Source organism: Pseudomonas sp. LBUM1648, assembly GCF_059716145.1.
On sequence record NZ_CP166808.1, the window covers coordinates 585,455 to 600,044 of the forward strand.

At 55.4% G+C, this 14,590-nt stretch carries 9 protein-coding genes; 8 read left to right on the forward strand and 1 reads right to left on the reverse strand.

Translation table 11 applies throughout. From position 1 onward, the window contains the following. Positions 1 to 23: 23 nt before the first annotated feature. The 6 genes from orn (at position 24) to ACA043_RS02605 (ending at position 11,355) form a co-directional block, all read left to right on the forward strand. Complete coding sequence (gene orn, locus ACA043_RS02580; RefSeq protein ID WP_187677884.1) at positions 24 to 566, forward strand: oligoribonuclease; 543 nt, start codon at positions 24 to 26, stop codon at positions 564 to 566. 96 nt (positions 567 to 662) lie between these two features. After that, complete coding sequence (locus tag ACA043_RS02585; protein WP_137217697.1) at positions 663 to 1,274, forward strand: trimeric intracellular cation channel family protein; 612 nt, start codon at positions 663 to 665, stop codon at positions 1,272 to 1,274. 181 nt (positions 1,275 to 1,455) lie between these two features. Then, the gene (locus ACA043_RS02590) at positions 1,456 to 2,484 is read left to right on the forward strand and encodes a hypothetical protein (protein ID WP_497658564.1); all 1,029 of its coding nucleotides are present in this window, start codon (positions 1,456 to 1,458) and stop codon (positions 2,482 to 2,484) included. Between the two features lie 195 nt (positions 2,485 to 2,679). Then, a complete protein-coding gene (locus ACA043_RS02595) occupies positions 2,680 to 5,211 on the forward strand; it encodes a leucine-rich repeat domain-containing protein (protein ID WP_497658565.1) in 2,532 nt (843 codons plus the stop codon). Between the two features lie 356 nt (positions 5,212 to 5,567). Beyond that, positions 5,568 to 6,554, forward strand: a complete 987-nt coding sequence (locus tag ACA043_RS02600) for a hypothetical protein (RefSeq protein WP_497658566.1) — start codon at positions 5,568 to 5,570, stop codon at positions 6,552 to 6,554. An 82-nt stretch (positions 6,555 to 6,636) separates the two neighbouring features. After that, positions 6,637 to 11,355 (forward strand): RHS repeat domain-containing protein, encoded by a 4,719-nt coding sequence (locus tag ACA043_RS02605; RefSeq protein ID WP_497658567.1) that lies wholly within the window; start codon positions 6,637 to 6,639, stop codon positions 11,353 to 11,355. Between the two features lie 60 nt (positions 11,356 to 11,415). Here the strand turns inward: ACA043_RS02605 and queG are convergent, their stop codons facing one another. Continuing rightward, complete coding sequence (queG, locus tag ACA043_RS02610) at positions 11,416 to 12,516, reverse strand: tRNA epoxyqueuosine(34) reductase QueG (protein WP_489880354.1); 1,101 nt, start codon at positions 12,514 to 12,516, stop codon at positions 11,416 to 11,418. A 63-nt stretch (positions 12,517 to 12,579) separates the two neighbouring features. Between queG and ACA043_RS02615 the strand changes: the two genes are divergently transcribed. Then, a complete protein-coding gene (locus ACA043_RS02615) occupies positions 12,580 to 14,079 on the forward strand; it encodes an NAD(P)H-hydrate dehydratase (protein WP_497658568.1) in 1,500 nt (499 codons plus the stop codon). Then, on the forward strand, positions 14,067 to 14,537 hold the full coding sequence (gene tsaE / locus ACA043_RS02620) for a tRNA (adenosine(37)-N6)-threonylcarbamoyltransferase complex ATPase subunit type 1 TsaE (RefSeq protein ID WP_016985707.1): 471 nt from the start codon (positions 14,067 to 14,069) through the stop codon (positions 14,535 to 14,537). Before ACA043_RS02615 ends, tsaE begins: the two co-directional genes overlap by 13 nt. Positions 14,538 to 14,590: the final 53 nt, after the last annotated feature.

Below are 14,590 nucleotides of genomic sequence, written 5' to 3' on the forward strand. Positions count from 1 at the left end.
CAGCATTGCCTAGGAGCCGAAATATGCAAAACCCGCAGAACTTGATCTGGATCGACCTGGAAATGACCGGTCTTGATCCGGATAACGACGTCATCATCGAAATGGCCACCATTGTCACCGACAGTGATCTCAATACCCTGGCCGAAGGACCGGTGATCGCCATTCATCACAGCGACGAAGTGCTTGCGCGCATGGATGAGTGGAACACTCGCACCCACGGCAACTCCGGCCTGACCCAACGCGTGCGCGACAGCCGCATCACAATGGCCGAAGCCGAAGCCGAAACCATCGCGTTTCTGGAAAAGTGGGTGCCGAAGGGCAAGTCGCCGATCTGTGGCAACAGCATCTGCCAGGATCGCCGCTTCCTCTATACCCATATGAAGGCGCTGGAAAGCTACTTCCACTACCGCAACCTCGATGTGTCGACGCTCAAAGAGTTGGCCGCGCGCTGGGCACCGGACGTACGCGACAGCTTCAAGAAGGGCAGCACGCATCTGGCACTGGACGACATTCGCGAGTCCATCGCCGAACTGCAGCACTACCGTAAGCACTTCATCAAGTTCTGATTTCGCTTGGCGGGGTTTTGTAGCGCGTTTTCTCGCCCTCTTTTGGTGCCGTACCGAAATGGCTAGACTGCGCGCCTTCCTGCCAGGATCGCCACCATGCTGCTGATGCTCTATCTGATCGCCATTACCGCTGAAGCCATGACTGGCGCACTGTCCGCAGGCCGGCGCGGCATGGACTGGTTCGGGGTGGTGCTGATTGCCTGCGTCACGGCACTGGGCGGCGGTTCGGTGCGTGACGTGCTGCTCGGGCATTACCCGCTGACCTGGGTCAAACACCCGGAATACCTGGTGCTGACTTCCGTCGCGGCGATGTTCACGGTATTCACCGCACGCTGGATGCGGCATCTGCGCTCGCTGTTCCTGGTGCTCGACGCCGTAGGTCTGGTGGCGTTTACCCTGATCGGCTGCATGACTGCCCTGGAAATGGGCCACGGCATGTTGGTGGCGTCTGTCAGTGGCGTGATCACCGGGGTGTTTGGCGGCATCCTTCGCGACATCTTCTGCAACGACATCCCGCTGATCTTCCGTCGTGAACTGTACGCGAGCGTTTCGTTCGCCGCCGCATGGTGCTACATGCTGTGCCTGTATCTGAACGTGCCGGGCGAACAGGCGATTCTGATTACGCTGTTTGGCGGCTTCTTGTTACGTTTATTGGCAATCCGTTTCCATTGGGAAATGCCCAAGTTTGTTTATAACGACGAGCATTGAAATTTAATTCGCACAGTATGTTCGCTGTGCGAAGTTGGCTTGTGTGTCGCCAGCGACTTATATGTGCATGTTTCTTACATTTTTCGCTTTGCTGCTGATTTGATTGGCGTGTTATTTATTTTTTCGGCATTTGGTTTGATGCTGGTCTTCTGAATTATCACGAAATCAAAGGAGTTGATTCATGAGTGAAAACATGGGCGATGCACAGGGTCAGTCTAATCATTCGCAAACATTCGATAGTGTGACCCGTTTCAATGTGAAGTTTGATGCTGGCGACACCTCACGAAGTAAAGTGCTATACGGCAATGGCCGGATGCAGGTCAAGGTCCAAGTGCTGGTCTCCGGGGCGGATATAAATGGTAATGCCGTGCACGTGCCGTCTGAAGTAATGAACAGTATTGAGCTTATTCATTACGGTACTGGCAAGCGCCTGCGCGATGGTTGGAGCGCAAATACTGAACAAGGGCGATTTACGCTTGAGGCGCAAACGTCATTCGCCCCGATGGTGGCCTCCGACGATGACTTAGACGAGGATGCCGTTCATCCTCAGGTGCGTTCCTTCTGGGTTTCGTCGGCCACCCCAGGAACTACTCAGATCGCTGCACGCCTTACGCTGGGCGGGATTACGATTCGCAGCAACGGGAGCAGTCTTTCCAGTGTTCATGACAGCAGCGTGACCCTGGAAGCGCAGCAGCCACTGGCTTACTCCATTGAGCAATTCCGATGGGTCCCGGTCAGGCGAGGCAATGAAGAGCCGGGGAATCGCATTTGGAACCATTACTTGGGCTTGTATCCGCAAGGGCAGCAAACCAGGCTGGTCGACTGGATTGCCGATGGTGTTGCAGATGACGGTTACTTTGTCTCAGGCAACAAGCTCCGAGAAAAACAAACCAATTATCTTGAAGGTATTTTGATTCGCCCCGAAAAAAGCGAGGTCGCCGTGTCTTTGCCATACAACGGCAGCGTTCTTGCTTATCGCCATTATGCTGATGCGATAACATCCGACTCAAAGTATTACAAGGTAAGGGTCAATGATCGGGACGGAGAACTGACCGTGGTGCAAGCGATGTCTGAGTATTCGACTCTTTCGCCAGCTTCAAGGCAGGGCGGTGTTTTTCATTTTCGCGCCATTGATCAATATGGCACTGAACATAAGCTGGCTATTCACACGGATTTTTCCAGGCTTACCCTTACCGTGGAGCGAGGTTGAATGCGCGGTCTCTCTGCGTGTGCGCAATGTAATGTGGTAGCTATATATATCCTCATGTAAAACACAGCGCTGTAAGCTGTAACTTCATCAAGCGATGATGTTATCGCTGTTCCTGCCTTTACACCTGTTTAACACGTTGGCTGGCCCTTGGGTGCTGCGGGGCCAGCATCAGCTCACACTCAAGGATGAGAATATATGGCTGGCAAGCCGCCAAAGGTCAAACCTGCTCCTGCCCCAAACAAAACCCCCGATTTCAGCGCGGATGGCTCACATCGGCCACTGTCCTCTTTTCCAGAAATGCCGCATCTACTGCCACTGCAACGCCTGGAATCGTTGCCCTCTTCCTACCGGCCAGATTTGGTCGCAGAGAGGCCGCCGGTCAGTGTGAGCGCGAGCCCGATGTCTTCCGCGAGCGATAAACTTGCGATGCTTGCCGCGGCCTCCTCGCTGGAAGATTACTGGATACCCACACCCAAAAGCCTCGGCGAGGCTGATGCGCAGGGCATCCAGATGTTCAAGCACCGTCAGTATGTGGCCGTATCCGACGAGCATTTCGTGCAAGTGGTTCTGGACGCCGAGAGTGGTCTGTTTCGCGCCACGCTGGCCAGAGAGCTGAAGCCTTCTGGCCCGCTACTGAAGCAGGACATCGGGAGCGGGTTCTGGCTCCCGCTGCACAGCAACTATTCACGTGATCACCTTGCAATATTCAGTTCGCTACGGGGACGAACGGCAGAACTGTTTCACCGCATGGGGCATTCGGTGGATGTTTTTCCCGAAGTAACGATTACCCGCATTCTTGCGGTGAGTGGCATTGATGAAATGCTGGCGAGCGATTCCCCTATTAGCTCGCGATCCCTCGCCTTGCTGCAGGACGCCCTCAGGCGCTTCAGCCTCGATCAGAAAATCCAGACGTCCATCACACAACTGCAACATCCCGACCCGTTGGTGCGCGCCCAGGTCGATCCCGATTTGCAGGCTCTGCTGCAGTTGCGCGAAGGCGATCCTGCGGGACGCCGTGTTCAACGGGCTCGCACCGTGCTCTTTCAAAATCATGAGCGCGTGTTTGAACTCGACTGTGATGAATACACGTTGCAGATGCGGCGGATCTTTCCTGACCTGCCCAAAATGGTGGCCCAGGCGTTGTGGCGCGATGCAAGCGCCGCTGATCGTCTGCATATGCACAATCAACCGGGAATGCCACGGCGAATGGCAGAAGAGGCGCTGCTGTCTCTGCGCGATGTTCGTCTGGCGAGAGCTTGCGAAGGGATATATCTGGATTCGATCTCCAGCCCGGACAGTGACCGACTGGCGTTGCATATGATCGGGCGCCTTGCAGGGTGGTCGCCAAAAGTTCATATCGAGATTCGTCAGGGCGGGGCGGACGGGGAAGCCTTGACCGCCATAGGCGATGTTCGGACTCCGTTCCATCACATACTGGTACGGCAGGACGCAGGCTACGTCATCAACAGCCCCGAAGGTTCATCGTATAAAGGTGTGAGCGATCTGTATTCGGCGGTCTGGTTCCTGTTGCTGCCCGTACAGCGTCAGGCGCTCGGTATATCGGAGGGAGGAGGGCAAGCACTCCAGCAATTGATTCGTGCACAGCCGTTACCGTCGCGCCAGGTCGTGAGCGAAACGCTGGGGTTGGTGCCGCTTCCGGTTACTGTCGATCCTGTCGCCGCTCAATACAGCCAAGCGGGACAGTTGCGAGGCGGAGCCGATAACAACCCGACATCGGCCAAGTCCGTTGTTGACCGCGTAGGTGATCTTTATCCGCAGCTTTCGGGTGAGGAGGTATCGACGTTTATCAACGAGCGTTTGAAAGGTGATCCATCCGGTGTAATGACTCGCTTGGAAAAAGAGTTCGCGACGTTGCGTAATGAATTGGCGATATGGAGTGCCGATGAACCGTCATCTCGTTCGGAATCGTCGGGACAGGGCAGTGCGCCAACACCCGTCGAGCGACGCCAGGCTCGCGAACAATTCAGCGCAAAGCTGCAAGATATCTGGCAGCGCAAGTCGGTGTCGAGATGGGGGTACGGTGACTATCATTTTTCTTACGACGTCGATTTTTCTGGTGAGTTACCAAGGCTATCCGCCAGATTCGAGTATGTGACAGAGTTAATACTAACCGCACAGAAACCGGGCACACGGATAGGCGCGTTCCTTGACAGTTTTCCCAATGTTCAATATTTGATGGTGACCGGTTTAAAAATGGAGGAGTTCCCGTTAGGGGTCTTTCAAATGCGCGAGTTGCGTCAACTCACGCTGGATAAGTGCTCGCTCAGACTTTCTGAGATAACGGCTGAAGGGCTGTCAAGAATGGAAACCCTTACATTGTTGAACCTGGCACACAATCCTCTGACAGTTTCTCCGCATGTAGGCTTCATGCCGGATTTAACGGAATTGATGCTCTATGACGCCAATCTGTCCAGCGTTCCTTCAGGAATAGATATGCTGAAAGAGCTACAGGTGTTGGCGTTACAGAACAATGATATTAAAGATGTGGGGGATGAGTTGTTCGATATCCCGGATACACAGGATCTGTTCGTTGGTCTGGTGAATAATCCCTTGAGTAACGCGTCGAGGCAGCGGATTACCGAGTATCTGGAGTATTCCAGCATGGATCGGAAAATAGAAATTCAAATGGAGGAGCCAGTTTCAGACGTAGAGTACGAGAGTGAATCCTCGGAAAGCGGTTTCTCCACAGGTTCAGACAGTGACTGAATGTTGATGGACGTAACGGGTTTCTTGTTTGTCTATCATAAATTGATAAGTATAAATAACGCGGCGGCTCCCCTTCTGCTTTCCGCTCCATGGCGATCAGGAGGGGAGGAGCATCATGTGATGCCGGAATCAAAGGCCCGAAGCGAGCGGTTTTGCGTTTTGTAACATGAATTCAGCAGTTTTTGATTGTTTGATGATTTGTGTAGGTTGTCGGTTTTGATGTTCAAGTATTTCCTCGGCTTTGCCTCTTAATAATTTGTCGAATGTCCCGGCTTTTATTGTTTTTTTAGTCGTGCGTCAATACTTCGACGTGCCCTGGGAGGGGCGAGAATTATTAATTGGTCAGGGGTTATTTTATGTTTGATGAGCAGCTTAGTGTGTCCCGTATCGAGGTTAAACTCGACTCTGCAAGGTCTGGTCAACATAAGGTTCTTTACGCCAACGGTAGAATGCAAGTGCGCGTGTTGGTGCTTTTGCACGGAGTCGATAACAGTGGAGACGGCGCGTCACTGTATGGACATCCCGCCTTGCAGTCACTGCGGTTGATTGCCTATAACGGCGCTCGGCCTCTGGAAGGAGACTGGGGTGTATCGGTGCATGAAAATCGGTATGCCCACGAAATGTCGGGTGGGGCGCCGCGGGTTACAGAAATATCGCGTGTTAAGGAGAATCGGATAAGTGACGATGCTGATCCGTTGCAGGTTTTTGAGTTTTGGGTTTCCGCCTCCAGGCCTGGAGTCATGGAAGTGGCTGCCGAAATCATCATGGCCGAGGAGGTATTGCGAAGTAACGGAGTTGGCTTTGACAGCAGTGTTACGCTAGAAGCGATTCCACCGAGAGAGTATCCGCTGAGCAGTTTCTCGTTGAGCAAGTACGATGAGAAACAGCAGAGAGCCACGTATGACTGGGTCCAGCATTATCATATTGGTCTACACGCAGAGGGCCGGCAGATTCACCTCCTCGACTGGTACAGCAGTGAAGTAAAACTTGACCCTTATGATTCGGAAAATTCGGTGCAGGTGTATGTGTCCGGAAATATCCCTGGCACACGGGATGGTCGCAGAAATTTTTATGGGTATATGGCGCCGATTTATGGGCTGAAAACAACCTTTCGCAGCCCTCTCGGCTACATAACTGTACCTATTAATAAAGTGCCTGGGCAGTTGACACTTGTGCAGTATATTTCCGCTGATCTGCAAGTGGCGCCGGCCAATGAAAGCGCATTCGAGTTTGCAGTGATTGATGAATTCGGTTCGGAGCACAGGCTTTGTATCGATGGTGATAAAGAAAAGCGCACGTTTATTCTGGATGAATCCAGGCGGTCAATGAAAAAACTTATCTGATTTTGACATGTGGTTAGCGGTTTTTTTTGCTCGCCAGCCTGATCTGCCAATATCTGAATTTGGAAATAAAGGACGCTTTTCAATGGTAAGTAATTCATCTTCCGCTGTTCATTCAAATGCTTTCAACTTCGGTGAGTTCGTTTCCGGAGGCGTTGATCCTCGCACGGGCATATATACATGTGCCTTTTCGTTGGGGAAGTTGTACTCGGCGGATCTCAATGGTCCTGAATTTGCACTCTCAATGGGGTTTAATCCGCTCAATCAGGTGGATGCCGGTTTTGGCCTTGGGTGGTCTTTGACCATGACGCATTACAACTTGCGCAGCAAAGTCATGACGCTGTCCAACGGTGAGCGATACAAGGCTGTCGAGACGTCTACCGGCCTGAAGTTCAAGGAAATGAAACTGCAAACCGCCAAGGTATTGGTGATCGGGACAGGCCGCTATGAGGTCCAATACAAGGATGGGCGCCGTGAGTTACTGAAAGTCCAGGCGGGCACTCAGATTGCCGTAGCGGAAACAATTTTCGCGGCGAACGGTGTGAGCATCACACTGAAGCATAAATTGTTCAATCAGTTTCCCATGTTGACGGAAGTCTCTGACGCCAAGAGCTGCCTGTTGAAAATTACACGCAATGCAGGTCAAGTGACATTGACCCGGCATCCCGATACGCCGTCCAGTTCCGACTACAAGTTGATCTTGAAAAACAGTCGGGTGACGGCAATCGAGCTTCCGCTCGGCAAGGGCTGGGAGCTGGAATATGAAGTCATTGATGAGGCCAGCTATTTGCGCCGCGTCGTCAACCCCTTGCGCGGCGTAGAAATCATTCGCTACAAGCGGCAAGGTCACCGCTTCGTAAACGGCGTGGAACAGACGCTGCCGTTTGTCATCGCTCACGATGTTTACCCGGGGCGTCGCCAGGCCAGGCTCTGCAAGATATACACGTATTCCGACCATAACTTTCTCGGGCAGGGTCTCATCCCGGCCAAGGACGAAGACGGAGATCCTCTTTACCTGGCGCCCAGTCACTACGTCTATACCTCGGACGAGAAATTGGTGGTCAACGGTAAGGTTCACACCCGGATTAATCGCACCTACAACAAATTCCATTTGCTGGTCGCAGAAGTTACAACATGCGGCGATGCCCAGACCACAACCACCACCGAGTATCATTGTTCCGTCGCAAGGCCATTCAATGAACAGCCGGCTCAGTTCCGCATGCCCAAGGTTCAGAAGGTGACGTATCTCGACCGGGGCACCCAAAAGACGCGCGAGGAAACCACCGTCACTGAGTTCGACGGCGAAGGCAACTTGCTCAAGTATGTCGAGCCGAGTGGGGTGACGACCGTGTCGGAATTTTATCCGGCAAGCGGTGGGGACAACTGCCCAAAGGATCCGCTGGGTTTTATCAGGTTCCAGAAAAAGAGGACTGTTACCGCTGCTGCAGCAGGTGGAAACTCGACTGTCACGTATTACGACTATGCGCTGCATCCCGCGTTGAAAGGTGCGGAACTGGCATCCGTGTTACCGGTTGAGGAGCGTTATTTCGAGCTCGTGGAGGGGGTTGAGGTCCTGCGCTCGAGAACCGCAAGGCATTACCTGAATACGCCAATGGACCCGCTCAAGCACGGGGCCATGAAAGAGCAAAGCATCACCCGTAACGATAAGAAGACTTGTACGGAATTTTCCTATGAGCTTGAGGACGTCGGGCTGCGAGTGAAGTCCAGCACACGCGGGTTTGATGGCTCGTTGCAGACCAGCGAGAAAGTGCTCTCGACGCTGAGCGGATTACCGTTGTCAGAAGTCGGTGTCGATGGCGAGCAGATCGAATATGAATACGACGCGATCGGCCGGGCAGTGTGCAAAACGGTTGCCCGCGGTACTCCTTACGCAGCCTCTACCAGGTGGGCCTATATCGCAGCCACCATTCAGCAGCCGGCCACGATGGTGACCATTGACCCTGCCGGCTGTGAACAAAGAGTGACCTATGACGGCCTGGAACGGGTGGTTACCGTTCAGGAACAGGACTGTGACTATCCGGATGAGGATGGGCTTATTCAGTTTCGCACCCTCTATTCCGCCATTCATGATTCGGCGGGTCACAAGGTAAACGTGACGCTGACCGATTGGCGCGATGGCAAGCCTTATCCGGTCATCACTCGCTACGAATTCGATAACTGGGGGCAGGTCAGCAAGACGCTCCATGCCGATGGGCGTATCGAACACAGCGAGGCCGATCCGGTCGCTCGCCAGCAAACGAGTTGGCTTCAGGGAATGGGCAAGACAGTTACCCTCGCCAACGAATTTGGTAAACCACTGAGTGTCGAGAGCTTCAATCTGAAGAATAAGAGCCTCGGCAAAACCGTTTACACCTATGACGGATTGGGGCGCACAACCAGCCAGACCGATCCGGTCGGCAATACCACTCGATATGGGTACGACGTTTTTGACCGGATGATCCGTAGTGTCCTGCCCGGCGCCAGCGAAGTGGTAACCGACTACGCCGATCACAGTGATGAGGCGCTGCCGGTCTGCACCCGGGTTAATGGCAGAGTGTTGGGCCGGCAGGTGTATGACGGTTTGAATCGCCTGACGAAAAGTACCGTGGGCGGACGCAAGTCCGAGGCCGGATATGAAGCGGGGTTCAGTCAGCCGCAGTGGTACAAGAGCGCCGATGGCAAGAAAACCGAATTTACTTATGTACGAGCTCTGGGCGGTTTACTGACTGAACGCAAGGTGGGGGCATTGCTCACGACCATGACTTACGACCCCGTCAACGGGCATCCCTTGACCTGCACCGAAAACAGCAGAGAGCGTCGTTTTACGTATTACCCTTCCGGGCGCATCAAATCCGAAACGACTACCTACGGCGATGTCAGCAAAGCAACTTCTTCTACCTATTCTTTAGAGGGGCGACCGCTCATCTATGTCGATGTACTCGGATCCGAGCATAGATCCGAATACGATGACCACGGCCGCTTGTTATCGACTTTGCAGGGTTCGCTGAAAACCGAATTCCACTACAACATCCAAACAGGGATGCTGGAATGGACGAAGACCGAAGAGACTTCGATCAAGCGTCAAATGATCACTCGGTTTGCCTATGATGATATCGGTCGTGAAACCCTCCGTACTTTCGAGGTCAAGGGCCAGCCCGACCAGACGCTGGCGTCGACTTATACGCTCGCTGGCAAACTGTCGCGCAAAGTGTCCATGCGCGGCACACAAGTGTTGCGCGATGAACAATTTGTTTACGACGTGCGTGGGCGTCTGATCCAGTACGACTGTGCCGGAACCCAAAAACCCTTGGATCCTTACGGCAAAGAGATAGTCCGGCAGACGTTTACATTCGATGCACTGGACAACCTTCTCACTGTACAAACCCGGTTCCCGCTGGGTGTGAATCTGACCACCTTCAGTTATGAAAATCCGGACCCCGCGCAGCTCAGCGCAGTCAAGCATTCCCATGTCGACTATCCACCGGCAGTGACCCTGGAATACGACGCCAACGGCAGGATGATCAAGGATGATCAGGCGCGAACCCTGACCTATGACGCGTTCGGACGTCTCGAGCAACTGGCTGGCGCAGGAGGTTCAGTCATCCGCGGCTACCATTACGACGGTTTCGATCACCTGGTTGAACTGTCGCAACCGGATACGGCAACGGCGCAGCGTTATTACTACGAAGGCCGGGTCACCAATGAGGTTCGTGGTAAAGATTCATCCAGCGTCGTGCGGCACGGTGGATTGCTTGTAGGGCAGCAGCAGCTCGGATTGAACGCCGGCGCGCAACTGTTCGGCACCGATCAGCAGCAAAGTGTATTGGCAGAGCTGGGTGAGGGGCAGCTGACCGATTGCGCTTACAGCCCTTACGGGCATCGTCCTGCCGAGGGTGGTTTGTTCAGTCTGGCGGGGTTCAACGGCGAGCAACTGGACCGGGCGACCGGCCTTTATCTACTGGGCAACGGTTACCGAGCCTATAGCCCGACACTGATGCGTTTTCTCAGCCCCGATAGCATGAGTCCATTTGGTGGGGGCGGATTGAATGCCTACGCTTATTGCCTGGGCGATCCTGTCAATCGTGTTGACCCTACGGGGCATATATCCTGGCAATTGATCCTGGGAGTCGGACTCAGTGTCCTGGGGATTGTTGCCAGCGTGCTCTCGGCGGGCGCCACAACGCCATGGGCGGTGGCGGCGCTGGGCCTGACCGTTGCTTCAGGTTTGACGGGAATCGCCAGCGAATTGGTCAGTCACTATGCACCGGATTCTTCAGCAGGAGAGCTATTGGGGTGGGTCAGTGTCGGTCTTGGCCTGGCTTCGCTCGGTACAGGTCTGGCGGCCGGCGCCAAAGCTGCTGTGAATGGAGCCAGAAAGCTGGCTTCAGCCTTTCAACCAGGGCTCAGTGGACGGGGGGCGGGCAAAGCTTTTGCCAAAGGACGAGGAGCCAAGGCTGCGGCCAAAAAAGCCAGCGCGCCGGTTCAGGAGGAGATCGAAACGAAATGGACACTCGTCAAGACCTACGAAAAAAATGGTCGGAACTACATCGAGGTAGCGGGTAAAGAAGACTTGAAGAAAAAAGCTGAGTTCTTCATGAAGGAAATTTCAGAGGGAAAACCTCCGAGCATGGCCGCCCAGCTAGCGGAAGGCCGTTACGAGCCAATGCACGGTTCATCCAGCTCGACGATGAAGGGAATGCATTTTTACTTGGGCGGGGGAGATCGCGTGTATCTGGTGGAGAACTCCAAGGACAGGATTGCAGACATCATCCAGTTGGGCGGCCACCTTAAAAAATCCAAGTGACAGGTATAAACACACGACCAGGCAGCACCAAGCCAGAACCAAGAGTACTCAAGGGCAAGATCATGATTTGAGCTCTTTGCTGGCCAGTTTCGCGTGCGCAGGTCGGGAGTGCTGTTCCAGCGCCCACTCCACATGCTCTCTAACCAACGCTGACGGATAATCCCGTCGCGCCTTCAACGCTTCCAGCACCGGGATCGTTGAAGGCGCATTGCCCAGCCCCACCGCCAGATTCCTCAACCAGCGCTCATACCCCGCTCGCCGCAACGGTGAACCTTCGGTGCTGCTCAAGAATTTCTCTTCATCCCACAAAAACAGCTCGGCCAGTTCGGCGTTGTCGAGGTTGTGCCGTGGCTTGAAGTCGGTTTCGCCAGACGGCCGCGCGAAGCGGTTCCACGGGCAGACTATCTGGCAGTCATCGCAGCCGAAGACTCGATTGCCGATCAGCGGACGCAGGTCTTCAGGGATGGCATTTTTGAGCTCGATGGTCAGATAGGAAATGCAGCGCCGGGCGTCGAGCACATAAGGGCCGACGAAGGCGTTGGTCGGGCAGATATCCAGGCACGCCGTACAGCGACCGCAATGTTCGGTGCTGTGCGGTTCATCCACCGGCAGCGGCAGGTCGACGAACAGTTCGCTCAGAAAGAAGTAACTGCCGGCTTTGCGGTTCAACACCAGGGTGTTTTTGCCGATCCAGCCCAGCCCGGCCTGCTCGGCGATGGCTTTTTCCAGCACCGGAGCGCTGTCGACGAAGGCGCGGAAGCCAAATGGGCCAATCTCGGCTTGAATCTTGTCCGCTAATTGTTGAACGCGTTTACGGATCAATTTGTGGTAATCGCGGCCCAAGGCATAACGCGACACGTACGCTTTTTCCGGTTGGGCCAGACGTTTGGCCATCTCGGTGTCGCCCGGCAGGTAGTCCATGCGCAGGGAAACCACGCGCAAAGTACCGGGCACCAGCTCTTCCGGATGCGAACGTTTGCTGCCGTGGGCACCCATGTAGTCCATTTCGCCGTGGTAGCCAGCTTCGAGCCAGCGCGCCAGGTGCTGCTCATGCTCTGCCAGATCCAGGCCACTGATGCCGACTTGCTGAAAGCCCAGCTCGCGGCCCCAATCCTTGATCGATTGGGCGAGGGCGGGCAGGTCTGTAGTGATGGCGGACATGAGGCGAGAGAAACCGGAGCTGAGGTGCGTATAATTCTGCCAGACATCGGAGCCCGAATACGCATGCCGCACACGAAAGATGAATTACCCGACGCGCTGTACTGCGCCGCTCAGGTGCGCGAACTCGACGCACGGCTGATTGCTGCCGGCACGCCGGGCTTCGAATTGATGCAGCGCGCCGCACATGCGACCTGGCGGGCGCTGGTCCGACAATGGCCTTCAGCGACCGAACTGACGGTGCTCGCCGGCCATGGCAACAATGCCGGTGACGGTTATCTGGTGGCGGTTCTCGCTCAACGCGCGGGCTGGCAAGTTCAGGTATTGGCTGTCGGTGATCCGCAGCGCTTGCAGGGCGACGCAGCATTGGCCCATGCCGAGGCGGTGACCGAAGGCGTGGCAATACAGGGCTGGAACCCCCTGAGCCCATTACGCGGGATCATCGTCGATGCCTTGCTTGGCACCGGCCTCACCGGTGAGGTTCGCGAGCCATATGCCAGTGCCATCAGGGCGATCAATGCCAGCGGTTTGCCGGTAACGGCGGTGGATATTCCTTCCGGACTGTCCGCTGATACCGGGCATGTGCTCGGTGCCGCGGTTCGCGCCGACCTCACCGTCACCTTCATTGGGCTGAAAATCGGTCTGTTCACCGGCGATGCTGCGGATCACATCGGCTATCTGGCATTTAATGATTTGCACGCCACGACCGAAATCTATCGTGACATTCCTGTCAGCGCTCGACGCCTCAATGCGGCTAATCTGCCGCGTCTGGCCGCACGTGCGCAGGACGCGCACAAAGGGCGATTCGGGCATTTGTTGTTGATCGGTGGCGATCACGGTTTCGGCGGGGCGATTCTGCTCAGCACCGAAAGCGCACTGCGTAGCGGGGCGGGCATGGTTTCGCTGGCAACGCGACCGGAGCACGTGTCGGCGGCGCTGACGCGGGTTCCGGAAGTGATGGCGCTAGGGGTTTCATCGGCCAATCAATTGATGAGTCTGCTCGAAAAAGTGTCAGTGCTGGTCGTCGGGCCGGGGCTTGGACAGGCGAGTTGGGGGCGGGCGCTGTTGTCTACCGCCGTCAACGCGCCGTTGCCACAAGTGTGGGACGCCGATGCATTGAATCTGCTGGCCAGCGGATTCGTCAGCCTGCCCAAGGATTGCGTGATCACTCCGCATCCGGGCGAAGCGGCGCGTTTGCTGGGGGTCAGTACTGCTGAAGTACAGGCGGATCGCCCGGCGGCCGCTTTGGCGTTGAGCAAAAAATATACAGCAGTGGTGGTGCTGAAAGGCGCCGGCAGTTTGATCGCGCATCCCGATGGGCGTCTGGCGTTGTGTCACCAGGGCCATCCGGCCATGGCCACCGCTGGGCTCGGCGATGTACTGGCAGGCTTGACCGGCGCACTGCTGGCGCAAGGCATGGACGGTTTCGATGCCGCCTGTCTGGCGGTCTGGCTGCACGCCAATGCCGGGATGCAACAAGGGAAATTCGGCCGTGGGCTGGCGGCCAGTGATTTGATTCCAGTCATTCGTCAGTTGTTGGAGGAGCATGCACCGTGTCTGAAGTAACCCTGTACCTGGCCGATGAACAGGCCATGAGCGACTTTGGCGCACGGATCGCCCGAGTGACCCAGGGCCACGGCCTTATTTTCCTCGAGGGCAACCTGGGGATGGGCAAAACCACGCTGTCCCGAGGGATCATTCGTGGGTTGGGGCACGTCGGGGCGGTGAAAAGTCCGACCTTCACCTTGGTCGAACCCTACGAGATTGGCGATATCCGCGCCTTCCACTTTGACCTGTATCGCCTGGTCGATCCGGAAGAGCTGGAGTTTCTCGGCATCCGCGACTATTTCGAAGACGACGCACTGTGCCTGATCGAATGGCCCGATAAAGGTGCAGGCTTTTTGCCAAAGCCGGACCTGACCATTACCATTAGCCCGCAAGACAGCGGGCGTTCGCTGAAAATTTTATCCCAGGGCTCGCGTGGCGAGGCCTGGTGTGCCGCTTTGGCGTTGGAATCCAATTAGATGATGGGGTTAGGTATGCGCTTTCGCGCGTTGGTGGCTGCCGCTGGACTGAT